The organism is Cupriavidus nantongensis, from assembly GCF_001598055.1.
Taxonomy (GTDB): Bacteria; Pseudomonadota; Gammaproteobacteria; order Burkholderiales; family Burkholderiaceae; genus Cupriavidus; species Cupriavidus nantongensis.
This window is the reverse complement of the sequence record NZ_CP014845.1, coordinates 1,488,533-1,513,181: the sequence shown is the minus strand read 5'-3', so window position 1 is coordinate 1,513,181 and position 24,649 is coordinate 1,488,533. Positions and strand designations below refer to the sequence as shown.

Here is a 24,649-nt window from a genome sequence, read left to right as displayed (position 1 = left end):
CAGCAATGGCCAAACACCGCGAACGTTCTTTGCCGAGCCAGCTCGCCTTCCCCGTGGTGGGGATCGGCGCGTCGGCCGGAGGCATCGAAGCCCTGATCCAGATTTTTGAAGGGATGCCCAGCACCACCGGGGCAGCCTTTGTCCTGGTCATTCACCTTTCCCCCGACCATGCCAGCCACCTCGCCGACGTGCTGCAGGCGCGCACCGGCATGCGGGTGCAGCAGGTCACCGCTTCGGTGCCGATCGAGGCGAATCACGTTTATGTCATCGCGCCGAACCACAACCTGACCATGGTGGACGGCTATCTTCGCGTAGCTCGGCAGGAACTCGGCGCAAAACGCAGCACGGCGAACATCGATTTGTTCTTCCGCTCGCTTGCCGAGGCACACCGGGAACGCGCGGTGTCGGTGGTGTTGTCGGGCGCCGGCTCGGACGGCTCGGTGGGCCTGACCCGCGTGAAAGAACTGGGTGGCATCGCCATCGCCCAGGAGCCGGAGGATGCCGAATACTCGAGCATGCCGCGTTCGGCCATCCGCACCGGCCTGGTCGACTTCGTCGTACGCGCCAGCGACATTCCGCAGCGCCTGATGGACCTGTGGAGCGCCGCCAGCCATATCCGGTTGCCACAGGCGATCGATGACGCGGAACCCGCGGCGCCCCCGACGCCGCAGTCGGAAAGCAGCGAGCGCGCGCTGCGCGAGATCATGGTGATCCTGCGCACCCGCACCTCGCACGATTTCCGGCATTACAAGCGCGCTACCGTACTGCGCCGCATCGAACGCCGGCTGCAGGTCAACGGGCTGACCGACTTGCAGCAATACCGCGACTACCTGCACCTGCACCCGGAAGAAACCCCGGCGCTGCTGCAGGACATGCTGATCAGCGTCACCAACTTCTTCCGCGACAAGGAGGCGTTCGACGCGCTGCGTGCGCAAGTGCTGCCGCAGCTGTTCGAGAACCGTGCCGAAGGGGAAGTGATTCGCGCCTGGACCCCCGGCTGTGCCACCGGCGAAGAAGCGTATTCGCTCGCCATGCTGCTGCAGGAAGCGTCGGCACAGACTCCGGAGCAGGTGCGCTTCCAGGTCTTCGCCACCGATATCGACGAGCGCGCCGTGGCCATTGCGCGCAACGGCCTGTATCCGGAGCCGATCGCGGCAGACATCGACCCGGCCCGGATCCGGCAGTTCTTTACGAAGGAAGCCTCGCACCTGCGCGTGCGCAAGGAACTGCGCGAGCGGGTATTGTTCGCGCTGCACAACGTGTTGAGCGATCCGCCGTTTTCGCGCCTGGACCTGATCTGCTGCCGCAACCTGCTGATCTACCTGGACCGCGATGCGCAGGCCGATATCCTGCGTACCTTCCATTTCGCGCTGCGGCCCGGCGGCTACCTGTTCCTCGGCAACTCCGAAGCGGCCGACAGCGTAACCAACCTGTTTGCTGTGGTCGACAAGAAGGCGCGCATCTACCGTGCCAATGTCGCGGTGCGCTCCGATACGCCCATGCCGCTCGCCATCGCCGGCGCCGCCGCGACGCGTGCGCCGATATCGGTGCTGCAGCCGCCGGGCAAGCGCAAGTTTTCCTTTGGCGACCTGCACCAGCGGCTGATCGAGCAGCATGCGCCGCCCAGCGTGCTGGTCAGCCGCGAGTCCGAGATCGTGCACCTGTCGGACCGCGCCGGGCGCTTCCTGCAGTACGTCGATGGCGAGCCCTCGCATAACATCATCGCGGTGGTACGGCCCGAGTTGCGGCTGGAGCTGCGCACCGCGATCTACCAGGCCCTGCAGACCAACCACAGTGTCGAGGCCAGGCGCGTGCAGCTGGAACGCGACGGCAAGCACTTCTTCGTCAACATGACGGCACGGCCGGTGCACGACGCCGAGGCCAATGGCGACTTCGTGCTGGTGCTGTTCGACGAGGTCGAAGACAGCATGAGCGCCGCGCCGACCGGCCAGCCGGGCGAGGAGCGCGATCCGATGATCGCGCAGCTGGAGCGCGAACTGCAGCGCACCAAGGAACAGCTGCAAGCCACGATCGAGCAGTCCGAGACCTCGACCGAAGAGCTGAAGGCCTCCAACGAAGAGCTGCAGGCGATCAACGAAGAGCTGCGCTCGGCCACCGAGGAGCTCGAGACCAGCAAGGAAGAGCTGCAATCGATCAACGAGGAACTCACCACCGTCAATGCCGAGCTCAAGTCCAAGGTCGAGGAGACCGGCAAGATCAACGACGACCTGCAGAACCTGATCACGGCCAACGACATCGGTACCGTGTTCGTCGACCGCAGCATGTGCATCAAGCGCTTTACCCCGCGCGCGACCGATGTCTTCAGCATCATCCCGTCCGACATTGGCCGTTCGCTGCTCGACATCACGCACCGGCTCGAGTACGACAAGCTCGCCGACGACGCCGCCGAGGCCTTCGATTCCTTGCGCCTGATCGAACGCGAAGTGCGCAGCAACGACGGCCGCTGGTACCTGGCGCGCTTCCTGCCCTATCGCACCACCGAAGACCGCATCGACGGAGCGGTGCTTTCCTTCATCGACATCACCTCGCGGCGTGCCGCCGAGGAGCGCCTGCGCGAAGGCGAAAAGCGCATGAACATCGTCGCCGAGAGCACGCGCGACTACGCCATCATCACCTTCGACGACCAGGGCCGCGTCAACAGCTGGAACACCGGGGCCGAGCGCATCTTCGGGGTCGGCGAAGCCGACATGCTGGGCGCGCCGGCGGACGTGCTGTACACGCCGGAAGACCGCGCCGCGGGCGTGCCGCAGGAAGAGATGGCGCAGGCGCGCATGTACGGCCGGGTCGAGGAAGATCGCTGGCACGTACGCAAGGACGGCAGCCGCTTCCGTACCACCGGCGTGCTGTCGCGCCTGGACAAGGGCGGGGTGAGCGGCTTTGCCAAGATCATGCGTGATCTCGACGAGCTGGCCCTGACCCGCATCGCCACCCGGGCCAGCCGTCCTGGCGAGGCTGCCAGCGAGCCGGCCAACGAATCGCTGGAGGGGCGCGCCGAACGGCTGCGTGACGAGTTCCTTGCGGTGGTGTCGCATGAGCTGAAGCATCCGCTCAACCTGATCAGCGCCAGCGCGGAACTGATCAGCCGTTCTCCCGATGCGCGCGGCAGCGACGTGATCCAGCGTGCCGCCGCCACCATCCGGCGCACGGTAATGGGCCAGGCGCATATCATCGACGACCTGCTCGACATGTCACGTCTGCGTACCGGCAAGCTGTCGATCGCGCATGCGCCGCTGGACTGGAACGAGGTGGTCGCCCGCGTCTGCAGCGCCATCGAAGAAGAGGTGGCGCGCAAGCAGATTGTGCTGGAGCGCTCGCTGCCGGCGCGGCCGGTGATGATCGACGCGGACCTGACGCGCATCGAGCAGATCGTGTGGAACCTGGTCAGCAACGCCATCAAGTACACCAGTGCCGGCGGCACCATCCAGGTGTCGCTGACGCAGGCGAACGGCAAGGGCGTGCTGGAGGTGCGCGACACCGGTGTCGGCATCGATGCGCAGACCCTGCCGCACATCTTCGACATGTTCCGCCAGGGCGCAGCCCCCACCGCGCGCAAGGGCGGGCTCGGCATCGGCCTGTCGCTGGTGCGTGAGCTGGTCACCGTGCAGGGCGGGACCGTGCGGGCCGAATCGGAAGGCCAGGGCAAGGGGGCGTTGTTTACCGTGTCGTTCCCGATCTGCACCAGCGTGCCGCTGGAGGCCAGCACCAGCCAGACGCCGACGCGGCCGCTGGAAAACACCACCATCCTGCTGGTCGACGATGATCCGGGCACGGTCGAGACCTTCAAGCTGCTGCTGGAAATGGAGGGCGCGCAGGTTGAGGTCGCCACCAGCGCGCACGACGCCATGCGCCAGCTCGAGACGCTGCATCCCGACCTGCTTCTGTCGGACATCGGCATGCCTGACATGGACGGCCTGGAGTTCATCCGGGCCATCCGGAACAACCAGCAGCTGAACAAGGTGACCGCATTCGCGCTCAGCGGCTACGGTCGGCCCGACGATATCCGGCGCTCGATGCACGCGGGCTTCGACGCCCACCTGACCAAGCCGGTATCGCTCGATGCGCTGATCAACGCCATCGACGAACTGCGCGCCAGCTAACGCGCAGTCCAGCGCGGCAGCGCATCCGCTGCCGCGCGGCTTACATCCGCCCCTTCCAGGGCACCAGCCACTTGGCCAGCTTGCGCATCAGCAGGTCGAACACATAGGCGATCAGCCCGATCAGCACGATGCCCATGATCACCACGTCGGTGCGCAGGAAGTTGGATGCGTTCAGCACCATCTGGCCCAGCCCGGCCGTGGCCGCGACCATCTCGGCGGCGACCAGCGTGGTCCAGCCGAAGCCGATGGCGATGCGCATGCCGGTCAGGATATCGGGCAGCGCCGCGGGGATCACCACATGGCGCACCACCTGCCACGGGCTTGCCCCCATCGAGTACGCCGCGTTGATCTGCTCGATCGTGACCGAGCGCACGCCCGCCTGCGCCGACATCGCCAGCGGGGCGAAGCAGGCCAGGAAGATCAGCAGCACCTTCGAGGTCTCGTCGATGCCGAACCAGATTACGATCAGCGGCAGGTAGGCCAGCGGTGGCAGCGGGCGGTAGAACTCGATCGGCGGATCGAAGATGCCGCGGGCGATGCGCGACACGCCCATCATCACGCCGATCGGCACCGCGGTGGCGACTGCCAGCGCGAATGCGCCGAACACGCGCAGCATGCTCGCCGCGAAATGCTCGGTCAGCGGCTGGCCGCCCTGCAGGTTGCCCTGCCAGGCATCGATAAAGGCGGTGAAGATCGACTCGGGCGTGGGCAGGAACAGCGGCGGCAGCCAGCGCAGGTGGCTGGCCAGCCACCACAGCGCCAGCAGCAGCACCACGGTGATGGTGGAAATGCGCGAGCTGGACCCTTCGCCCGGCAGGCGGTAGCCCGACACGGTCTTCATGGGTCGGCTTGGTGTGGCCGCAGAGGCCGCGGCGGCATGCGGCGGCGGCTCGATGCGTTGGACGGTGGCGGACATCTGCTTCTCCTCAGGCGGTGGCATGGATCAGGTCGACGATCTCTTCGCGGTAGCGGATGAATTCCGGGTCGGACTTGACCGCGCGGGCGTCGCCGCATTCGATGAAGCGGCGCGCGAACGGCAGTTCATAGGTGTGGGCGATGCGTCCGGGCGAGGGCGTCATCACGATCAGCCGCGTGGCCAGGAACAGCGCCTCTTCCACGCTGTGCGTGATGAAGAAGACGATCTTCTGCTCGCGCGCCCACAGCTTCAGGATCAGCGCCTGGATCGACTCGCGCGTGAGCGCGTCGAGCGCGCCCAGCGGTTCGTCCATCAGCATCACCGCCGGATCGCAGGCGAGCGCGCGGGCAATCCCCACGCGCTGCTGCATGCCACCCGAGAGCTGGTAGACCGGCTTGGCGGCGACGCTTTCCAGCCCGACCGCGGCCAATTTTTCATGGGCGATGCGCAGCCGCTCGGCACGGTTGACGCCGCGCAGGCGCAGGCCCAGCGCAACGTTGTCCTCGACACTGAGCCACGGCATCAGCGCATGCTTCTGGAACACCACGCCGCGCTCGGCGCCGGGGCCGTGCACGGGCTTGCCGCTCAGCCGGATCTCGCCCTCCGACGGCTCCATGAAGCCTGCAATGCATGACAGCAGGGTGGTCTTGCCGCAGCCCGAGGCACCCAGCGCGACCACGAAATCGCCGCGCTCCATGGTGAGGTTGACCTGCGACAGTGCCAGCGTCTTCGCGCCGCCGGCCGTGCCGTAGTTGACACTGACATTATCGATTTCGAGTTGGTACATGATGGGCTTCCGCAACAGGATCTCCGGGACCGCCGCATGAAAGCAGGGGAGCGGCGGCCAGCATCAGCAACTGGGGTGCGTGGTCAGCGCAGCGCCCGCTTTGCCCATTCCGCGTTGACGCCGGGACCGTAGTCCGGCAGCACGGTCTGGATGGTGCCCTGCTCCTTGAGGAACTGCGCCGCCGACTGCAGCGCGCGCGCGGCGCCGCCGCCGAGCCAGCGCTCGGAGACCTGCTCCTGCAGCGTGGGGAAGCTGTACAGCGCCATGCTGGCGGGAACGGTCTCGGGCTTGGCGCCGGAGACCTTGGCCACGGCCTTCACCATGGGCGAATCCGCGGTCCACGACGCCTTGTTCTTGCGGTAGTTCTCATCCGCCGCAGCCAGCACGCGTACCAGCTTGACCATGAACTCGGGGTTCTCGCGCGCGAACTTCTTGTTGGCGATCATCCCGTCGAAGGTGGCCTTGCCGGTGTCGGCGGCGATCTGTCCCGAGGTGGTCAGCACCGTGCCGGACTGCTTGAGCTTGGCCAGCACCGGATCCCAGATAAAGGTGGCGTCGATATCGCCGCGCTCCCATGCGGCGGCCACTTCGGGCGGGCGCATGTTGACGATGCGCACGTCCTTCGGATTGATCTTCGCCCGCTCCAGTGCGACCAGCGTGTGGTAATGCGTGGTCGACACGAACGGCACGCCGATGCGCTTGCCCTTCAGGTCGGCGACGCTGGCGATCTTGCTGCCGTTGCGCGCGACCATGGCCTCGGCCGCGTTGATATCGTCCAGGATCCAGAACAGCTCGACATCGAGCCCTTGCGACAGCGCCGACGCGATCGGCGAGGTGCCGGCCTCGCCGATGGCAATCTGGCCCGACGCCATGGCGCGGATCACATCGCCGCCGCCGCCGAACTGCCGGAACGAGACCGTGTAGCCGGTCTGCTTTTCCAGCTCCTTCATGTCCTGCGCATAGCGCCAGGGCACGACCATGTCCTGGTAAGCAATCACTACATTCTTGCCTTGCGCATGCACGGTCTGTGCGGCCGGCACCAGCGCCGCCGCCAGGGCGAAATACACTGCGATCTGCTTGATCCACCGCATGGTTGTACTCCTCGGATGAGAAATGGGTTTGGGGGTCACGGCTTTATAGGTGAGCCCGATTCCGGGCCTATAGGACCAGTTGCCGGAATTCGGTGGGGCCAGAATGGCCGCGCGCGCGCAGGCCGCGCCGGGCCGCGGGGAGCGGTGGCGCGGGGCTGCGTCAATCATGGAATTCCTGTACCGGCCGCGGCGGGCGCCGGGGTCGCGCCAGCGTCGCTTGCGCCGTCAACGCGCCGGGCTCGCGCGCTCAGGCGCTCAGGGAGAACCCGGAGTCGAAGGTCTGCCGCACATCGAGCCGCTGCCTGAGTAGCCCGGCCTTCAGGTAGAAATCGGCGGTGCGCTGCTGCTCGGCGATCAGCGCCGCGTCGATGTTGCGCCACTGCGTGCGGCGCCGCTCGAACTGCAGCCGCGCCGCCTGCGGCGAGATGCCGATGATGCGGGCCAGTGTTGCCGAGAACTCCGGCACATGCTGATAGGACCACTGCTGCGCGCGCACCACGCGGTGCAGGAAGTCCTGCAGCACCGCGCGCTTGCTTGCCAGCGCGGCGTCGGTCGCGGCCAGGTAGCTCAGGCCGGACCACAGCCCGCGGCCGCTGACCAGCACGCGCGCGTGCTGGCTCGTTTCCGCCATCGCCGTATAGGGTTCCCACGTGGCCCAGGCATCGATCGAGCCGCTGCTCAGCGCCAGCTTGGCATCCGCTGGTGGCAGGAAGCGCAGGTTGGCGTCGTCCGGTTTCAGCCCGGCCGATTCCAGCGCCTTGAGCGCGATCAGATGCCCGATCGAGCCGCGGTTGGTGCCGATGCTCTTGCCTTTCAGGTCTGCCGCCTGCCGCAGTGGCGAGTCGGGACGCACCAGCACCGCGGTGCCGTAGGGGTCCGAGCGGTTGGCGCCGATCAGCCGGATGCGCGTGCCGGCGGCCAGCGCGAAGATGGCCGGCGCATCGCCGATCGGGCCGCTGTCGACCGCGCCCGCGTTGAGCGCCTCGGCCAGCGGTGCCGCGGCCGGGAATTCGGTCCACTGGATGTCATAGGCCAGGCCCTCCAGCGCGTTGGCGGATTCGAGCAATGCGCGCAGGCCACCCTTCTGGTCGCCGGCCTTCAGCACCGGGCGGCCCTGTGCCTGCGCATCGCCGGCGGCGAAGGTGGTGAAGGTGAGGAGGGGGCCGGAGGCGAGCGCGGCCGTGGCGGCGGCGCCGCTGCGCAGGAACTGGCGTCGGGAAGCGGTCATGGCGTTTCGGGGAGTTCAATATCGGAACTCCCGAACGTACGCGGAACGCGCCCCCGAACCAACGAATAAATCCGCGCTTCGATATGCGCGGCAGGCGGCGGTCATGGCCGCCGCCTGCCGCGCATTCAGTCGGGTCCGGCGGACTCGGCGGGATCCCGTTGCGAACGGATGTCTTCCGGACTCAGCAGGATATAGCCCAGCGACTTGAGCAGCTGCACGGCCTCCAGTTCGGCGTCGAGATACACCGTGCGTTCCGGGGCGCGCGCGCGCTGCGCTGGCAGCGGCCACGGGGCGCTGCCATGCGCGGCCGATGGCGTCAGTGGCGCCAGCGGCGCCGTGTCCTGCAGCCAGCGCGCGGTCAGGATGCGGCAGTGCTCCAGGTTGGGTTTCCACGACACGTCGACGGCCGCATTGAACCGGCCGGTGCAAAGGCGCAGCCGCTTGAGCGCTTTGAGCCAGCCGACGAAGGCTTCGGGCTCGGCCGGCTGGTAGCCGCGCAGCAGGGTCGCGAGATCGTCCTGCGCCGTGCCGCTGTCGAGCGCCGGGTCGTCGTCGAGCAAGGTGATTTCAAGCGCCACGTGCTTGCGGCCATCGTGGTCGTAGATGGTGCATTCGCTGTCGACCACGCCTTCGCGCAGCAGCTCGCACAAGAGCGCCCAGGCCCTGGGGTTCTTGTCGAGCCGGCTTTCCAGCGTGGGGTCGATGCGCGCAAGCAGTTCCGGCATGGTGCGCGCCTCGCCGGACTGGGCCGCCGCGGCGAACGCCATCGCGTTGGCCGAGGGCTTGTCCCCATGTGCAATCCGTTGCAGCGAGGCATCCTTGAGCTCGCCGATCTCCGCGGCGGTGTCCACCGCGTGCATCCACGCATAGTCTTCCAGGCTGGCGCACAGCTTGCGCGCGGCCCGCGCCAGCTGGCCCGCCAGCGACTGGACAAAGCCGGTGCACAGCGCGCACCGGCATTCGAGCCGGCCCGCGTGCAGGAAGCCGGCATAGAGCCGCTCCCGGTGTCCGCAATGCGCGCATTCGAGCGAAAAGCCGCCCTGGCGCACCGGCCGCTGCGATGCCAGCAAGCCATCGACCTGATACTGCGCCCGGCCGCCGCAACATGGGCAGAGCCACTGCAGCCTGTGCGCGCCGTCGCGCGCGGCGGCGGCGCGCTCGAACTGGCGCGCGATGGCGCTGCGCGGGATGCCCTGGGCGCGCCCGACCACATCGGCGCAATAGCACCAGTAGCAGTACGAGTGGGCCAGCGCGGCCTGTTCCGCGGACAGCCGCCGCAGTGCCGGCAGCACGGCGGCGCTGCGGCGGATCTCGGGCGCGAGCGCGTCGATCAGTTCCGGCCCGCCCGGCATCGCGGCCTCGAGGGCGGCGCGGCTTTGCTCGACGAAGTCAGGCACGTAGACCCGACGGATGAAATCCTCGTTCTCCAGCCAGAACAGGTGGCCGGGAAGTGTTTCCAGTGCCTCGATGCCGTCCCTGACTTCCGTCATGCCGGCGCAGGCGAGAAACGTGAACGGCTTGCTGAACAGGAATTGGTCTGTCATGTTGTCGTCAACGGCGTATCGCGCCCACGGGCCCCACATGCTCGTGTGCGATCGACTCACCCCGTGACCAGGCCAATGCAATGCGCGGAACGCGCCAGCCGGCAGCGCTTCCCGCTGTGGGGGACTTGCCCCTTCTTGTTGTTCAGTGCATGCGAATGCTGCGCCGGATTTTTATCCGTCGCACTGGAAAGCATAGGCGACGCGGCGGCTTCGATACAGGGGAATCGAGAAGCATTGCGCAATGGCCCGTGCTACGGGTGCCGCGCTTGCAGTGATGATCTCGGCGCCCCGAGACCGCTGTGACACGGCCCGGCAAGTCCGCGTCGCCGCAATCCCGCTTACAGCGGCGCAGGCTGGGGCGCTGCCGCGGGCTTCTTGCCGCCGCCGCTGTAGGAGAAGTACTTGGCCTTGGCGCCCCTGGCCCAGTAAGCCACGGTGAAGTGCTTGCTGTCGCGCCCGTAGAGCAGCTCCAGGCTGCCATTGGCGGCGCTCCATTCGGCATAGCCGTTCTCGGCCGCGCCTTCGGTCTTGCGCACGGCGGCATAGCGCTCGTCCAGCTTCCTGCGCACGTCTTCCATTGCCGGGCGCTCGAAGGTCATGGTGATCAACGCCACCGCATCCTGCGCATCGCAGTTCAGCACCACCCGCGACAGGCCGGGCAGATGGAAGCGCTCCAGGTGCTTCAGCTCCACCGTATCGCCGCCGGCCCATTCGGAGGTGCCGGTCCTGGCATGGTTCTGCGGCGGCGACAGGCGCGAGCATTTGGCCTTGCCCAGCTCCAGGCCCAGCGGCGCCGCGGTATTGCCGGCCGGCTCGGGCTGGGCCGCGGTGGTGGCGGCGTGGACGGAAACGGTGGCCAGCAGTGCGGCGCAGAGCAGGGAGAGCTGCTTCATGTTGAGGCGGGTAAGGACTTTCACGGGATCGAACCAGGTTGGATGCGAGATTCTAAAGCCTTATTGCGCGGATTTTCCCCTGCTTGCGCGCAGCTTTGGCCTGAACGGATGAGGCGGCGCTATGGCGTGGCCTGCGCCGGCATCCAGTGCCGTGTGCCGGCCCAGAACAACAGCGCCAGCAAGCTGACTCCCGCACCGAGCATGCACACGCCGCGCCAGCCGGCAGCATCGTAGGTCGCCGTGGTGGCAAGCGCGCCCAGGCCGCTGCCGGTCGCATAGAACAGCATGTAGGCACCGACCAGCCGGCTGTGCGCGGTGGCATCGGCGCGGAAGATCATGCTCTGGTTGGTGACGTGGATGGCCTGGCCGCCCAGGTCGAGCAGCACGATGCCGAGCGCGAGCGGCCACAGCGAAGTGCCCAGCCATGACAGCGGCAGCCATGCGACCACCAGCAGCACCAGGGCCGCGAACGTGGTGCGCTGACCGAGGCCCTGGTCGGCCCAGCGCCCCGCGCGCGCAGCGGCCAGCGCACCGGCCGCGCCGACCAGCCCGAAGGCGCCGATGGCGGTGTGCGACAGCTGGTAGGGCGGGGCGCTGAGCGGCAGCACCAGCGCGCTCCAGAAGATATTGAACGCGGCGAACATCAGCAGCGCGATCATGCCGCGGATCTGCAGGACCCGGTCGCGGCACAGCAGCGCGAACAGCGACCACACCAGGCTGGCATAGCGCATCCGCTGCGCGGGGCCGGGCAGCACCGGCAGCGAGCGCCACAGCAGCAGCGCCAGCACCAGCATGACCGCGGCGGCGCAGACATAGACGCTGCGCCATCCGGCCAGGTCGCTGACGCCGCCGGCCACCACGCGCGCCAGCAGCAAGCCGGCAAACACGCCGCCCTGCGCGGTGCCGACCACGTGCCCGCGTTCGCGCGGGGCTGCCGCGGCGGCCGCGTAGGCGATCAGTCCCTGCGTCATGGCGGTGCCGAGCAGGCCGGTCAGCAGCATCCCCGCCAGCAGCATCGTCACCGATGGCGCCAGCGCCACCACCGCCAGCGCGCCGGCCAGCGCCAGCACCTGCGCCAGCATCAGGCGGCGGCGCGGCAGCAGGTCGCCCAGCGGCACCAGCAACAGCAGCGCCAGCGCGCAGCCGGCCTGGGTGGCGGTGACGACGCCGCCGATGGCGGCGGCACCGATGCCGAAGTCCGCCATCAGCGCGTCCAGCAGCGGCTGCGCGTAATAGACGTTGGCCACGCTGAGCCCGCTGGCGCAGGCGAACAACAGCACCGCACTGCGCGGCAGTGGCGTGGCCGCGGGGCGGGGTGGGGGCGATGCCGTGTCCGGCGCGCGCGTGCAGGTTTCCATATCGCTTCGAAGTGGTTGCAAATCAAAACCGGTTGAAGCGTAAGCCGGCTAGTTTTAAAATGCAACCACTTTGACAGCGGGCGATGCGCCCAAGGCTAGCCAGACATGGTCACCCGCAAGGACCCGAGCGAAGATACCTGCCCCGTGGCGCGCGCGCTGGCGCTGGTCGGCGACCGCTGGTCGCTGATGATCGTGCGCGATGCCTTCGACGGCATGCACCGCTTCAGCGACTTCCAGCGCAGCCTGGCGGTGGCGCGCAATATCTTGTCCGACCGCCTGCGCCGTCTGGTGGAAGCCGGCATCCTGTCGACGCGACCCGCTTCGGACGGCAGTGCCTACCAGGAGTACGTGCTGACGGAAATGGGGGAGAGCCTGTTCCCCATCGTGGTGGCGTTGCGCCAGTGGGGGGAACACCACCTGTTCGCGCGCGGCGAGCGGCGCTCACAACTGGTGGAAAAGCGCACCGGCAAGCCGGTGCCGCCGATGATGCCGCGCTCGGGTGACGGCAAGGTGCTGTCGCCAGATGAGGCGGAGGTGCGCAAGCCGCGATAGCGGCGAGGCGAGGTGGCCCTTGAATAAGGTTCTTCGAGGAATTCTTGGGGATGAGGTGGTGCGCAGCAGTTGATGCTGTTGACTTCGTGGATGCGCCGGCCCTCTCCCCCGCCCCTCTCCCGCAAGCGGGAGAGGGGAGAAAACAAGCGGGCAATAAAAGCCAGGGGATCGCCAGCGACAACGTGTGCGAGCGCAGCGACGCACTCCGTGCCAGAGCCCAAGACCTGAGATAGGGCGTGCGCGCAGCGCAGCCGAAGGCGTCCCACCGACAACGCAGTTAGAAGGCGGCCACCGACCTAAAGTCGGGTTCGTCCATCCGACCTCGAACGCCAGGCACATCCAGGTAGCGTCAGCAGGGTGGAACCACCACCAGCACGACCGAAAGTCACCACCGCCCGAACTACCAACGCCGCCTTAGCCAGCCGCTTAGGCGACGCGTTTCTTGCCTACTTCTTGGCGCTCGGCCAAGAAGTAGGTCGCCGGCTGCGCCGGCGAAACAGCCACGCCCGCCAAGCACGACACCCCATCAAAACACCAATCAAAATTTCAACTCCCCCGATACGTGCCAAAACTCCACGGCGAACACAGCAGCGGCACATGGTAGTGCTGCGCCGCATCCGCGATGGTAAAGCGCACCGGCACGATGTCGGCGAACACGTCCGGGGTGCGGAAGTAGTCCGCCACCCAGAAGCGCAGCTCGAACTCGCCGGTGCGCGCCTGCGCCGGCGGCAGCATCGGCGCATCGGTGCGGCCGTCGTGGTTGGTGCGGGTGCGTGCCAGCAGCCGGGGCGGCTGCACCGCGACGTCGAACAGCTCGACCTGCATGCCGGCCACCGGGCGGCCCAGCGATACGTCGAGCACATGGGTGCTGATACCTGCCATGATGCGATCTCTCCGGATAGGGCCGCGCGCTCAGCTGCCGCGGTAGTAGTTGTAGCTCCACGGCCCGAACAGCACGGGCAAGTGGATGCGCTGCCCGGCGTCGGTGACACGCACGCGCAGCGGGATCTTCGACAGGAACGACGGCTGCGGCAGGCTGGCCTTGCGCGCGGCGAAGTACTCGTCGGCGTGCAGGATCAGTTCGTAGGTGCCGGTGCGGTAGCTGTCGCCGATCAGCAGCGGCGGCTCGCTGCGGCCGTTGGCGGCCAGCGTGACGGTCTGCAGCGGCGTGCGTTGCCCATTGTCGATGCGGAACATCTCCACGCGCATGCCGGCCGCGGGCGTGCCGTGGTAGGTGTCGAGTGCATGCAGCGTCAGGCGCGGGCTCAGGCCGCCTTGCTGTACCGGCGCGGCGGTCTGGTTGGGCGCGTCCGGCGTGGCGCCCCAGCTGGCGCCGGCCAGCAGCGCGCCGCCACCCAGCGTCATCGATTGCAGCGCGAAGCGCCGGCGCGCGGGATCAAAGCTATGGTCGTCCATCTCAGGCTCCTTAACGTACAGGCGCAGGGGCAGGCTTGCTGCGCAGCTGGCGGATGCCCACCAGAACCAGCACCGCGGCCAGCACTTCGATCACTGCCACCAGGTACAGCCCGGAGGTGAGCTTGCCGGTGGCGTTCTTGACCAGCCCCATCACGTACGGGGCGCCGAAGCCGGCCAGGTTGGCCACCGAGTTGATCAGCGCCACGCCCACCGCGGCGGCGCTGCCGGCCAGGTAGCGGTTGGGCAGCTGCCAGAACACCGGGATCGCGCTCATGGTGCCGACCAGCGCGGCGGTCATCGCCAGCAGCGCGATCACCGGCGACAGCACCTGCGCGCCCAGCAGCACCGCCAGTACGGCCATGGCACCGCCGCCGACCAGCGCGGCGCCGCTGAAGTGCCAGCGCACTTCATTGCGGCGGTCGGAATGCGCGCCGTTGAGGATCATGCCGGCGGCGCCGCACAGGTAGGCCACCGCGGCGATCCAGCCCACCGCCATCGGCGTGGTGAAGCCCACGTCCTTGATGATGGTCGGGATCCAGAAGGTCAGCGTCGAGTTGGCGCACAGCAGGCAGAAGAAGATCGCGATCAGCAGCCAGACCTTGGGGTTGGTGAAGAGCGTGCGCCAGTCGTGGCCGCGCTCGCCCATGGCGGCGTGGTCGCGCCTGAGCGCGTCCTGCACCACGCGCTTCTCGGCGTCGGACAGCCAGTGCGCCTGCTCGGGCTTGTCGGTCATGTAGAACCAGGCAAAGATGCCGGCCAGCACCGACGGGATGCCCTCCAGGATGAACAGCCACTGCCAGCCGTGCATGCCGCTGACACCCGCCATGCCGGTCATGATCCAGCCCGCCAGCGGCCCGCCCAGCACGCCGGCAATGGCCGATGCCGACATGAAGGTGCCGAACGCGCGTGCGCGGCGCTGCGACGGATACCAGTAGGTCAGGTACAGGATCACGCCGGGGTAGAAGCCGGCCTCGAACGCGCCCAGCAGGAAGCGCAGGATGTAGAACTGCGTGGGCGTGGTGACGTAGCTCTGCAGCATGCAGATCACGCCCCAGCAGATGGTAATGCGCATGATGGTCTTCTTGGCGCCGATCTTCTGCAGCAGCATGTTCGACGGCACTTCGAAGAAGAAGTAACCCAGGAAGAAGATGCCCGCGCCCAGCCCGTACACGGCCTCGCTGAAGCGCAGCGCGTCCAGCATCTGCAGCTTGGCGAAGCCGATGTTGACGCGGTCCAGCCACGCCAGCACCCACAGCACCCCGAGGAAGGGCAGCAGGCGCCAGGTTACCTTGCGGTAGACGCTGTCCTCGGCGTCTTCGGCGGTGCCGGCGAAGACCGGTACGCCTTGTTTCGTGATCGACATGATGTCTCCTGTCTTGTGGTGTTCTGCCAGGCCGGGCCTGGTGGCGGTGCATGCGGTCCGCCGGGTTGGGAGCAAGTATATGAATGGCCCGCCGATGCGAAACGAGGGGGCTGGTATAGGCCCCATAGCAGCGTCGATATGGGCCGCTATCCCTTGCCTGGCGCGGGTTTGCGGGCCTCCGCGGCGGCCGCCGGCCGACCTATGGATTACCCTGATCGGCCCGCCGCGGCGATGGCGCGTGCGCGGCTCGGCGGCGCCGGTCCGGGTTCCACCGGTTGCCGTGCGGTGCGCGACACGCTACAAAGTCGCCATGGCCTGGCATGCCGGCACTGTCGCGAGCGGCGGCAGCCGCACCCGCCATGCCTTCTTTGTTCCCCTGCCTTTGTTCCCCTGCCACGGACCCAACATGATTCGCGCCGACGACCCGTTCGACACCTACCTGCTGCGCGTGCTGTGCATCCTGATCGCCGAGCAGAGCGTGTCGCGCACGGCGATCCGCCTGAACCAGTCGCAGCCGGCCATCAGCGCCGCGCTCAAGCGCCTGCGCGCGATCTTCAACGACCCGTTGCTGACGCGCGAGAAGAACGTGATGGTGCCGACCGAGCGCGCGCTGCAGCTGGCGCGCAACGCGCAGGCCGCGCTCAGCGCGCTCGACAACCTGCTGGTGTCGGACGACCGCTTCGACCCGGCCACCACCGAGCAGAGCTTCGTGGTGGCGATGCCGGACTACCTGGCGCCGCCGTTCTTTGCGCATGTGGTGCGCGCCGTGCGCCGCGCCGCGCCGCATGCGCGGCTGTCGGCGCTGCCGCTGGGGACCAGCTTCGATTATGAGCAGGCGCTGTCGGCGGGCGCGGTCGATATCGTCATCGGCAACTGGCCCAATCCGCCCGAGCACCTGCACCTGTCGGTGCTGCTGGAGGACGAGGTGGTGTGCGTGGTGGCGCAGGACAGCGTGCATGCGCAGCCCGGCAAGTTCACCGCGCAGGCTTACCTGGGCGCATCGCATATCGTGCCGACGCCGTATTCGCGCGACCAGCGCGGACTGGTCGATGCAGGCCTGAGCACGCTGCGCGTGCACCGCGACAACCGGGTCAGCTGTCCGTACTTCAACCTCGCGCCCAGCCTGATCCCCGGCACCGACCTGATCCTGACCACCGCGCGCCATTTCGCCAACTACCATGCGCAGCATGTGCCGCTGGCGGTGCTGGAGCCGCCGATCGAGTTCCCGTTCATGCGCTTCTACCAGTTGTGGCACCCGTCGCGCCACCGCTCGGCCGCCCATGTCTGGCTGCGCGGCATGCTGAGCGCGGCCTCGCAGGAACTGCGCGACCTGCGCGACATGCATCGCTAGCGGTATCGGTTTCTGTTATGCGATCTATAGGACGCGGGCTCTCGCCGCTGCGGCGGGGCGTTCCTATACTCGGCCCCGTATCCAACGATCCGCCTTGCGCGGGATCCCTACGGGAGAAGCCTCCATGTCTCACCCCCTCGACCTGGCGTCGGTCAACGCCCTGGACGAAGCGGCCTTTGCCGAGGCCTTCGGCAGCGTGTTCGAACACTTTCCGCAGGCCGCGGCAGGCGCCTGGGCGCAGCGGCCGTTCGCCTCGGTGGCGGCGCTGCATGGCGCGATGATGGACGTGGTGCGCAAGCTCGACGCGCCGCGCCAGTGCGATTTCCTGAACCTGCACCCGCAGCTGTCGGCGCGCAATATCCGCGCGGGCACCATGACGGCGGATTCCAACGCCGAGCAGAAGAGCGCCGGACTGGATGCGATGTCGGTGCAGCAGGAGGCCGCGCTGGACCAGCTCAACGCCGATTACCAGGCGCGCCACGGCTTCCCCTTCATCATCTGCGTGCGCCACTACACCCGCGAAGGCATCTTTGCCGCGTTCGAGCGCCGCATCGGCCGCAGCACGCAGCAGGAGCTGGACGAGGCGCTGGCGCAGATCGCGGCCATCACGCGCGGACGGCTGGCGGCGCGGCTGGCCGGCTGAGCCTGGCGCCTAGCCAAAGGCTTCAAGCCCCAGCGCCAGCATCCCCACCAGCATCAGGCTGAGGGCCCAGACCGCCTCCAGGTTGAACCAGCTGCGCGAGACGAACTGCAGCCCCAGGTAGCGGTAGACCAGCCACGCCATGCCGCCGCCCATGGCAAACATGGCCAGCGTATGCAGCAGCGCGACCGCTAGCGCCATGCCCAGGTTGGCACCGGCAAGCGTGGCGGCCGCCTGGTGCCCCGGCTCGCTATTGGTGCGGCACAGGCCAAGATAGATCGGCACCAGCATCAGCCCGGCGCCATGCGCGATCGCCACCGCGAACGACCACAGCGCCAGGCGCGATGGCGCGATGCGCACCAGTGCGCGCGGATGGCCGCGCCTGAGCAGCAGTGCGATGCCGCCGGCGATCAGCAGCAGGCTGGCGCCGATGCGGATCTGCGCCTGCCAGGCGACCAGCGCGGACAGCATGCCGAACGGCAGCGTCACCGCCAGCACCGCCAGCGCGTGCCCGGCCGCCAGATACCCCAGCGCCGCAAGCAGGGCGCGGCCGCTGTGCGCCAGCAGACCGTTCGATACCGCCAGCGGCCATCCCATCGCCGGGTTGACGCCGTGATAGAGCCCGCTGGCCAGCACCGCCGACCACAGGCCCAGCTGTTCCCAGTCGTGCCCGCTCAAGCCCTGGCCGAGGGATAGCAGAACGAATCGGTCGAGCAGTCGCCGCCTTCCAGACGGATCTGGTGCGCGCGGTAGCCTTCGGGAAACTCGACCCAGTAGTCGTCGGCCAGCACCAGGCCGCCGTCCGCTCCGGCGCGGGCCATGACCTGCGCGCCTGGAATGCCGTCGGGATAGAACTGCTGGTCCCAGGTGGAATACAGCGAGTTGGTCCAGTAGACGCGCTCGCCGTCGCGACTGATCTCCACCATCTGCGGGCCGCCGGCGAAGGGCTTGCCGTTGGGGTGCGGAGTGCGGCGGACCATGCCGCCGAGATGGACCGAGCCGGCGAGCCGGGGCTTGCGCGGATCGGTGACGTCGTACTGGCGCATCTCGCCCGTGCCCCAGCACGACACGTAGAGGAACCTGTCGTCCAGCGACAGGTCGATATCGGTCACCAGCGGCGGCACCGCGCCGAAGCCTTGCAGCAGCGGCGGCAACTGGCTGGCGTCGGCGGGCTCGGCCGGGATCGTCGCAGTTTTCTCGGCGTGGAACTTGCCATCCTCGCGCCACCAGGTCCAGATCGAGCCTTCCAGGTTGGTGGTGTCGACCACCACGCCGACGAAGCCGTACTCGCGCACCGGATCATGCGCGGGCCGGACTTCCAGCGCCATCTGGTGATTGGCGCCCAGGTCGATGGTCTGCACGTTGCGCCGTGCGCGCAGGTCCCAGAAATGCAGCTTGTGGCCGTAGCGGTTGCCGAGCAAATCCTCGGGCACCAGCCCGTTCTCGAACTGCGGCGGCAGGGCCCATTCGCTCGACACCATGTAGTCGCGCGGCAGGTTCCACCAGAAGTCGTAGTGCTTCTGCTGCTCGCCGCGGTCGATCTCCCAGCGGCCCAGCACCTCGAAGGTCTCGCAGTCCATGATGAAGATGCCGGGCGGGCCATCGGTGCCATCCGGCCCGCTGCCGCCCAGCGTGCTGACATAGATGCCCTCCGGGCCGCAATGCACGGTATGCGGCCGCGAATAGCCGGTCTTGCGGAAGATCTCGTCGGGCTCGACGATCTTGTGGATGCGCGCCTGGGTCGGGTGCGGTTTAGTGTCGACGATATACAGGCGCGACGAGCGCATCCCCGGAATGATCAGGTAGCGCCGCTCCAGGAACGCATGGCCGGTCAGCGGCGACAGCGCCGACGAACAGGCGTTCCAGCCGAAGTGATGCAGTTCATCGCCCTTGTGCGTCATCGGCACGGTATGCACCACCTGGCTGTAGGTCGGCGATCCGGGCTTGACGTCGATCACCGCGAGCGCGTCGAGCTGCGCGCCGTCGGGGCTGAGCAGCACGGTATAGGCAAAGGATTCCGCTGGCGCGTGGATCGCAAGCTCCGGCGAGGCGTGAAACGTCGGATCTGGCCGCATGTTCATGGTGAGCCCCTCCCTGGTCCTGGCGGACCGTGCGACATCGCCGCTACGTCACCTGGCGCGTGGCCGAGTGCGCGGTAAGCCTACCTAGCCTAGGTCGTTCTGCATGCCGAGTCAAAGCCGCGCGTGCCGCGGCGCATGCGTGGATTCATGCGGGCGGAAGGTCCGGTTCGCGAAATACAGATTGTCGGAAACACGCGGATCGCGCACAAAGGAGGCTTGATCAGGCAAAGGAACATCCGGGCGATGGACGCGGCAATCGTGGAAGACAAGGACGAGGCATACAGCCTCGACAATCCGGCACTGGAAAGCATCGGGGTCAGGATTACCGATTGGCGCGACGACTACGTCGAGCTGGAACTGCCGCTCGCGCCGAATATGCTGAACCGCAGCCGCGTCGTGCATGGCGGCACGATCTGCACCTTGCTCGATGCCGCCACGGGCTATGCCGGCCTCTACTCCGCGCCGGGCGAGGCCCCGCGGCACGCGGTCACGCTGTCGCTGACGTCGAACTTCCTCAGCAACGGGACCGGCAAGCTGCTGACGGCGAAAGGCATGGTTGATCGCCGCGGGCGTTCGATCTTCTTTTCGCGGGCCGAGGTGTGGCTCGATGGGGAAGTGCTGGTGGCAACCGGTGTGGCGACGCTGAAATACCTGAAGTAGTGGCCTATGCGGGTGGAGCCCCTGCGCGGGCTCGCGGCGGCAACCACAAGACTTGTTCCCACGCGCGCGGTCATGCCTCGCGCCGCGCGAACGCCAGGAACGTGCCCAGCCCCACCATCGTGACTCCCGAGGCACGGGTCATCAGCCGCGCGCGTGCCGCGCTCGCGGCTTCGGACCTGAGCAGGCGGTGCGCGGCAAAGACCACGACCACATCGACCAGCGTGTTGAGCGCGACGCAGATGCTGCCCAGCAGCGCGAGTTGCGACACTGCCGCTGCACCCGGCGCGACGAACTGCGGCAGGAACGCAAGGAAGAACAGCGCGGTCTTGACGTTCAGCACCTCGACCACCACGCCCTCGACCAGCGCGCGGCGTGCCCCGCGCGATGGCACGGCCGCGACGGTGGCGGGCTGCTCCTTGCGCAGCAGCATGCGCAGCCCCAGGTACACCAGGTAGGCCGCCCCCAGGTACTTGAGCACGCTGAACGCGACCGCAGACTGGGCGATGAGCAACGACAGGCCCGCCGCCGCGGCCAGCACGTGCAGCAATCCACCGAGGCCGGTGCCCAGGCATGAAGCCAGGCCCTCCGACCGTCCGCCGGCGACCGTTCGGGCGACGACATAGGCGATGGCCGGGCCGGGGGTGATGGCAAGCACGACCGCGGCGATCAGGAAGGGAATCAGCGACATGGTTCGGGGTTCCTTGTTGATGAGGCAGAGTTGCGGCTGCGCGCGCGTGGATTGCGGCGATGCCAGATCAGACCGCGTCGCGCATCGACTGCGCCAGTTCCGGGCAGCCGCGCGCCTCGAGCGCGTCGACCACGCCAAGACGGTCGCGCGTGTCCTTGTTCTGGCTGAGCTTGCGCTTGCCCACCAGCGACGTCACGGCGATCTCGAGGCCGACGATGCCGCGCAGCATGGCGTCGAGGTAGTCGGGCGGGGCGTCGCCCATCTTCCACGGCCGGGCCTCGGCGGCCTCATGCCGGCGCGTCAGGCGCGCGACCAGGCCGCGCACGAAGCGCTCTTCGTCGCGCACGGTGAGCGTGCCGTGCGCGTGCACCACCTCGTAGTTCCAGGTCGGCACCTGCCGGTGCGTCTCATGCTTGCCCGGGTACCAGTTCGGCGAGACGTAGGCCTCGGCGCCGCGGAACACCACCATCACCGGCGTGCCGGTCGGGCACCGCTGCCACACCGGGTTGGCTCGCGCCACGTGCGCAGTGAGCACGCCGTGGAAGCCGGCGCCCGGGTCGAATTCGAAGGGAAGATGGTCGGCATCCAGGCCGTGCTGGCTGTGCGTGACCAGCATGCCCAGCGGGTGCGCATGGATGATGCGGGCAAGGGCGTCGGGGCGGGTCTCGGCGAAATGGTCGGGGAGGTACATCGTGGGGCTCGGGGCGATCGGATGCTCGATACTGTCGCCGACAACTGGCACAATCGGAAGGTCCAGTTTCCGGGAATTTGAATGGGCCAGTTCGATCAGTCTGCCGGCAGGCATTCCGGCGCCAGGGGCGCCACGGGTGCGGGACGCCGCATCTATGACCTGCTGCGCGCGCAGATCGCCGACGGCACACTGCCGCCGGGCGCGCCGGCGCCGTCCACGCGCGGCCTGGCGGCCGAGCTGGGGGTATCGCGCACCACCGTGACCGCCGCCTATGAACAGCTGGCGGCCGAGGGCTTCCTGGTCACGGCGAGGGGACGGGCGGCCCGCATTGCAAGCCCGCTGGCGGCTTCCCCGCCCGCCCGGCCGCATGCCGCGCGGCGCGCCAGGGTACCCGCGCTGTCGCAGTTCGGCCGCCGCGTGGCGGCACTGAGTCTGCCGGAACCGCCGCCGGCCGAGCCGGTGCGCTTCGATTTCCTGTACGGCGCGGTGGCGTGGCGCGACTTCCCGGCGCTGGCGTGGCGGCGCGCCTGGCAGGCCGAGCTGCTGCGCCAGCACGACAGCCTGTCCTATGCCGCCCCCGAAGGCGAGGCATCGCTGCGGCGCGCGCTGCAAGGCTACCTGCGCCGCGCGCGCGGGCTGGCCTGCGACGCCGGGCAGATCGTGGTGGTGCATGGCTCGCAGCAGGCCATCGACCTGTGCGCGCGGCTGCTGCTGGACCACGGCGATACCTTCGCCTTCGAAGACCCCGGCTACCTGATGGCCAGGCGCTGCTTCGAGGCCACCGGCGCGACTTGCCTGCCAGTCCCGGTGGACGGGCATGGCATGGACACCGCCAGCCTGCCCACGGCGGACCGGGTCCGGCTGGCCTACGTGACGCCGTCGCACCAGTTCCCGCTGGGCGGCGTGCTGCCGATCGGGCGCCGCCAGGCCTTGCTGCAATGGGCCCGACGCCATGATGCGTGGATCGTCGAGGACGACTACGACGGCGAATTCCGCTACGGCCAGCGCCCGATCGACACCCTGCGCGCGATCGACAACGATGGCCGCGTGATCTATGTCGGCACCTTCTCCAAGGCGCTGTCGCCGCAACTGCGGCTCGGCTACCTGGTGCTGCCGCCGGAACTGGTGCCGGTGTTCCGGCAGGCCAAGCGGCTGGCCGACCGCCACGCGCCCGTGCTGGAGCAGCGCGTGCTGGCCGCGCTGATCGACAGCGGCGCCTACGAGCGCCACGTGCGCCGCATGCGCCGCGAGAACGAGCGCCGCCGCGCGGCCCTGCTCGATGGCATTGCGCACCACCTGCCCGCCGATGCCGAGGTCAGCGGCACCGCGGCCGGTCTGCACGTGGTGCTGTGGCTGCCGTCGCTGCGGCCGCGGGACGAGCCGGCACTGGTGGCCGCCGCGCGCGGCGCCGGCGTGGGCGTCTACCCGGTCTCGGCGCTGTATGCCCGGCCGCACGGGGCAGGCCGGCCACGCGCGGCCGGCCTGGTGCTGGGCTATGCCAGCCTGACCACCGCGCAGATAGAGCAGGGCGTGCGCGTGCTGGGCGCAGTGGTTGCGACGATGGCGGCGTGAAGCGGCCGGCTCCGCATCCCGGGCGTTTCTGCCAATGACATTGAACAGAACGGCAATTGGCCCGCCTGGCGCAACGCTCTAACGTCTGTCGAAAACGACCGCGGCCGGCACGCCGGGCGGCAACACCAGAACGACAACCAGGAGACAGCGCATGGCTATCACAAGGCGTGGAATGGGAGGGCGTTTGCTATCGGTCGTGGCCAGGGCCGTGGCGGCAGCGGCGATCTGCGCGGCGGCAGCGCCGGCCGCGACGGCGGCGGGCGATTTCCCGGCCAAGCCCATCGAGTTCTGGATTCCGTTTCCGCCCGGCGGTCCCACCGACGGCTCGCTGCGCACGCTGCTGGCAGCCGCCGGCAAGGAGCTGGACCAGCGCGTGGTGCCGATCAACAAGCCCGGTGCGGGCGCCACGCTGGCGGCGCAGGTGATGTCCCAGACCGCGGCGCCGAACGGCTACACGCTGTCGATGGTCGCGGCCAATATCTTCCGCATGCCGCACCTGCAAAAGACGCCATACGACCCGCTCAGGGACTTTACCTACATCATCGGTCTGACCAACTACCGCTATGGCCTGGTGGTCCGCGCCGACGCGCGCTGGAAGACGCTGGAAGAATTCCTTGCCTACGCCAGGGCGAACCCGGGCAAAGTGACCTACGGTGCGGTCGGCATCGGCAGCTCGGGGCATATCTCGATGGAAAAGCTCGGCCGTGCCGCCGGCGCGAAGTTCACCTTCGTGCCCTACAAGGGCGGCGCCGAGGAAATGATGGCGCTGATGGGCGGCGACATCGACGCGGTGCTGGACCCGGGCTGGGGGCAGTTCGCCGTCGCCGGCAAGGTGCGGCCGCTGGCCATCGTCGGCGACACGCGCTTTGCGCGCTTCAAGGATGTGCCGACGCTGAAGGAGCGGGGCTACGACATCACCGCCAGCTCGCTGGTGGGCATCGTCGGCCCGCGCGGCATGGACCCGGCGGTGGTCAGGAAGCTGCACGACGCGTTCTTCCGCGCGGCGCAGGATCCGGCCTACCTGCGCTCGCTCGAGGCCATCGACCTGGAGCCGGTCCACCTCAACAGCGCGGACTACACCAGGTTCGCGGCCGAACAGTTCGAGCGCGAGAAGCGCGTGGTGCAGCAGCTCGATATCAGCCTGCAGTGATCGGCGTGCGATCATCGCGCGGCCGGCTGCACTGTCTTAGTGCGGCCAGCCATGCAGGCGCGTCCGTGGCTCGGGTTAGCGCTGCTTCTTTGGTACGCTGGTGGTATGCCTGCCGCTGCCATTGCAGCTTGCGCCCCGAGTGCGCCTGATTTCTGCACTCCCCCGGCTGGCAGCGGCCAAAGGAGTGATCATGCAAGAGCTGAGCTTTAGCGCCCTGCTGTACCGCTATTTCTTCTTCGGCTGGCTGTTCCGGGACGCCAGCCGCGGCAACCGCGCCGAACGCGCGCGCGCCTGGCACTTCAACCAGGCGCGCGCGCATTGGCTGCTGACCTACATGCGGCGCTGGCTCTGGTGCGGCGTGTTCTTCTACGCGCTGGGCAGCGCGGTGGAGCTGATGTTGTCCGCGCCCGCGCTGTCGGCGCTGTTCTACGTGCCCGGTGCGCTGTGCGTGCCGGTCAACGTTGTCATCGGCGTGCTGTGGCTGGGGCTGAAGACGCTGCCGGGGCCGCTGTGAGCATATGGAGTTGGCCTGCACGCCGCCACCGGCTTC

General features: G+C 68.3%; 22 protein-coding genes. 8 read left to right on the top strand and 14 right to left on the bottom strand.

Going from position 1 to position 24,649, the window contains the following annotated elements; translation table 11 throughout:
* Window positions 1-5: 5 nt before the first annotated feature.
* Window positions 6-4,118 (top strand): CheR family methyltransferase, encoded by a 4,113-nt coding sequence (locus A2G96_RS27780; RefSeq protein WP_062803373.1) that lies wholly within the window; start codon window positions 6-8, stop codon window positions 4,116-4,118.
* A gap of 40 nt (window positions 4,119-4,158) precedes the next feature.
* Here the strand turns inward: A2G96_RS27780 and A2G96_RS27775 are convergent, their stop codons facing one another.
* From A2G96_RS27775 to A2G96_RS27745, 7 genes are all read right to left on the bottom strand, one after another.
* A complete protein-coding gene (locus A2G96_RS27775; RefSeq protein ID WP_062803372.1) occupies window positions 4,159-5,034 on the bottom strand; it encodes an ABC transporter permease subunit in 876 nt (291 codons plus the stop codon).
* Window positions 5,035-5,044: 10 nt separating this feature from the next.
* The gene (locus tag A2G96_RS27770; RefSeq protein ID WP_062804169.1) at window positions 5,045-5,821 is read right to left on the bottom strand and encodes a taurine ABC transporter ATP-binding protein; all 777 of its coding nucleotides are present in this window, start codon (window positions 5,819-5,821) and stop codon (window positions 5,045-5,047) included.
* An 83-nt stretch (window positions 5,822-5,904) separates the two neighbouring features.
* Entirely contained in the window at window positions 5,905-6,912 is a 1,008-nt protein-coding gene (gene tauA / locus A2G96_RS27765; protein WP_062803371.1) for a taurine ABC transporter substrate-binding protein, read from the bottom strand.
* A 247-nt stretch (window positions 6,913-7,159) separates the two neighbouring features.
* Window positions 7,160-8,140: an ABC transporter substrate-binding protein gene (locus A2G96_RS27760; RefSeq protein WP_062803370.1), complete on the bottom strand. Its 981-nt coding sequence runs from the start codon at window positions 8,138-8,140 to the stop codon at window positions 7,160-7,162.
* 125 nt (window positions 8,141-8,265) lie between these two features.
* Window positions 8,266-9,684 carry a hypothetical protein gene (locus A2G96_RS27755; RefSeq protein ID WP_062803369.1) on the bottom strand — a complete coding sequence of 473 codons (1,419 nt, stop codon included), beginning with the start codon at window positions 9,682-9,684 and terminating at the stop codon, window positions 8,266-8,268.
* A 338-nt stretch (window positions 9,685-10,022) separates the two neighbouring features.
* Window positions 10,023-10,577 (bottom strand): hypothetical protein, encoded by a 555-nt coding sequence (locus A2G96_RS27750; protein WP_062803368.1) that lies wholly within the window; start codon window positions 10,575-10,577, stop codon window positions 10,023-10,025.
* A 119-nt stretch (window positions 10,578-10,696) separates the two neighbouring features.
* Window positions 10,697-11,935, bottom strand: a complete 1,239-nt coding sequence (locus A2G96_RS27745) for an MFS transporter (protein WP_062803367.1) — start codon at window positions 11,933-11,935, stop codon at window positions 10,697-10,699.
* A gap of 105 nt (window positions 11,936-12,040) precedes the next feature.
* On the opposite strand from A2G96_RS27745, the gene A2G96_RS27740 reads away from it, so the two are divergent.
* Window positions 12,041-12,487 (top strand): winged helix-turn-helix transcriptional regulator, encoded by a 447-nt coding sequence (locus tag A2G96_RS27740; protein ID WP_062803366.1) that lies wholly within the window; start codon window positions 12,041-12,043, stop codon window positions 12,485-12,487.
* A gap of 546 nt (window positions 12,488-13,033) precedes the next feature.
* Here A2G96_RS27740 and uraH (A2G96_RS27735) read toward each other — a convergent pair.
* From uraH (A2G96_RS27735) to A2G96_RS27725, 3 genes are read right to left on the bottom strand one after another with little or no spacing between them, the layout of a single operon-like run.
* Window positions 13,034-13,369, bottom strand: a complete 336-nt coding sequence (gene uraH / locus A2G96_RS27735; RefSeq protein ID WP_012355646.1) for a hydroxyisourate hydrolase — start codon at window positions 13,367-13,369, stop codon at window positions 13,034-13,036.
* Between the two features lie 30 nt (window positions 13,370-13,399).
* Window positions 13,400-13,903, bottom strand: coding sequence for a hydroxyisourate hydrolase (gene uraH, locus A2G96_RS27730; RefSeq protein WP_062803365.1), 504 nt, complete (start codon window positions 13,901-13,903; stop codon window positions 13,400-13,402).
* Window positions 13,904-13,913: 10 nt separating this feature from the next.
* On the bottom strand, window positions 13,914-15,266 hold the full coding sequence (locus A2G96_RS27725) for an MFS transporter (protein WP_062803364.1): 1,353 nt from the start codon (window positions 15,264-15,266) through the stop codon (window positions 13,914-13,916).
* Between the two features lie 406 nt (window positions 15,267-15,672).
* Between A2G96_RS27725 and A2G96_RS27720 the strand changes: the two genes are divergently transcribed.
* Together A2G96_RS27720 and uraD are read left to right on the top strand one after the other, a co-directional pair.
* On the top strand, window positions 15,673-16,617 hold the full coding sequence (locus tag A2G96_RS27720; protein WP_062804168.1) for a LysR family transcriptional regulator: 945 nt from the start codon (window positions 15,673-15,675) through the stop codon (window positions 16,615-16,617).
* Window positions 16,618-16,741: 124 nt separating this feature from the next.
* Window positions 16,742-17,260 (top strand): 2-oxo-4-hydroxy-4-carboxy-5-ureidoimidazoline decarboxylase, encoded by a 519-nt coding sequence (gene uraD, locus A2G96_RS27715; RefSeq protein ID WP_062803363.1) that lies wholly within the window; start codon window positions 16,742-16,744, stop codon window positions 17,258-17,260.
* 9 nt (window positions 17,261-17,269) lie between these two features.
* On the opposite strand, the gene A2G96_RS27710 is transcribed toward uraD, so the two are convergent.
* Both A2G96_RS27710 and A2G96_RS27705 read right to left on the bottom strand, forming a co-directional pair.
* The gene (locus A2G96_RS27710) at window positions 17,270-17,935 is read right to left on the bottom strand and encodes a hypothetical protein (RefSeq protein WP_062803362.1); all 666 of its coding nucleotides are present in this window, start codon (window positions 17,933-17,935) and stop codon (window positions 17,270-17,272) included.
* A complete protein-coding gene (locus A2G96_RS27705) occupies window positions 17,932-19,338 on the bottom strand; it encodes a selenium-binding protein SBP56-related protein (protein WP_062803361.1) in 1,407 nt (468 codons plus the stop codon). Before A2G96_RS27705 ends, A2G96_RS27710 begins: the two co-directional genes overlap by 4 nt.
* 243 nt (window positions 19,339-19,581) lie before the next feature.
* Here A2G96_RS27705 and A2G96_RS27700 point away from each other — a divergent pair, with 243 nt between their 5' ends.
* The gene (locus tag A2G96_RS27700; protein ID WP_062803360.1) at window positions 19,582-19,998 is read left to right on the top strand and encodes a PaaI family thioesterase; all 417 of its coding nucleotides are present in this window, start codon (window positions 19,582-19,584) and stop codon (window positions 19,996-19,998) included.
* A gap of 70 nt (window positions 19,999-20,068) precedes the next feature.
* Here A2G96_RS27700 and A2G96_RS27695 read toward each other — a convergent pair whose 3' ends face one another.
* Both A2G96_RS27695 and A2G96_RS27690 read right to left on the bottom strand, forming a co-directional pair.
* Entirely contained in the window at window positions 20,069-20,686 is a 618-nt protein-coding gene (locus A2G96_RS27695) for a LysE family translocator (RefSeq protein ID WP_062803359.1), read from the bottom strand.
* A 67-nt stretch (window positions 20,687-20,753) separates the two neighbouring features.
* Window positions 20,754-21,377, bottom strand: a complete 624-nt coding sequence (locus A2G96_RS27690) for an FMN-binding negative transcriptional regulator (RefSeq protein ID WP_062803358.1) — start codon at window positions 21,375-21,377, stop codon at window positions 20,754-20,756.
* A gap of 81 nt (window positions 21,378-21,458) precedes the next feature.
* On the opposite strand from A2G96_RS27690, the gene pdxR reads away from it, so the two are divergent.
* From pdxR to A2G96_RS27675, 3 genes are all read left to right on the top strand, one after another.
* On the top strand, window positions 21,459-22,949 hold the full coding sequence (gene pdxR / locus A2G96_RS27685) for a MocR-like pyridoxine biosynthesis transcription factor PdxR (RefSeq protein WP_062803357.1): 1,491 nt from the start codon (window positions 21,459-21,461) through the stop codon (window positions 22,947-22,949).
* A gap of 151 nt (window positions 22,950-23,100) precedes the next feature.
* Window positions 23,101-24,099: a tripartite tricarboxylate transporter substrate binding protein gene (locus A2G96_RS27680; protein ID WP_231909671.1), complete on the top strand. Its 999-nt coding sequence runs from the start codon at window positions 23,101-23,103 to the stop codon at window positions 24,097-24,099.
* Window positions 24,100-24,289: 190 nt separating this feature from the next.
* Window positions 24,290-24,613, top strand: a complete 324-nt coding sequence (locus A2G96_RS27675) for a hypothetical protein (protein ID WP_062803356.1) — start codon at window positions 24,290-24,292, stop codon at window positions 24,611-24,613.
* Window positions 24,614-24,649 lie beyond the last annotated feature (36 nt).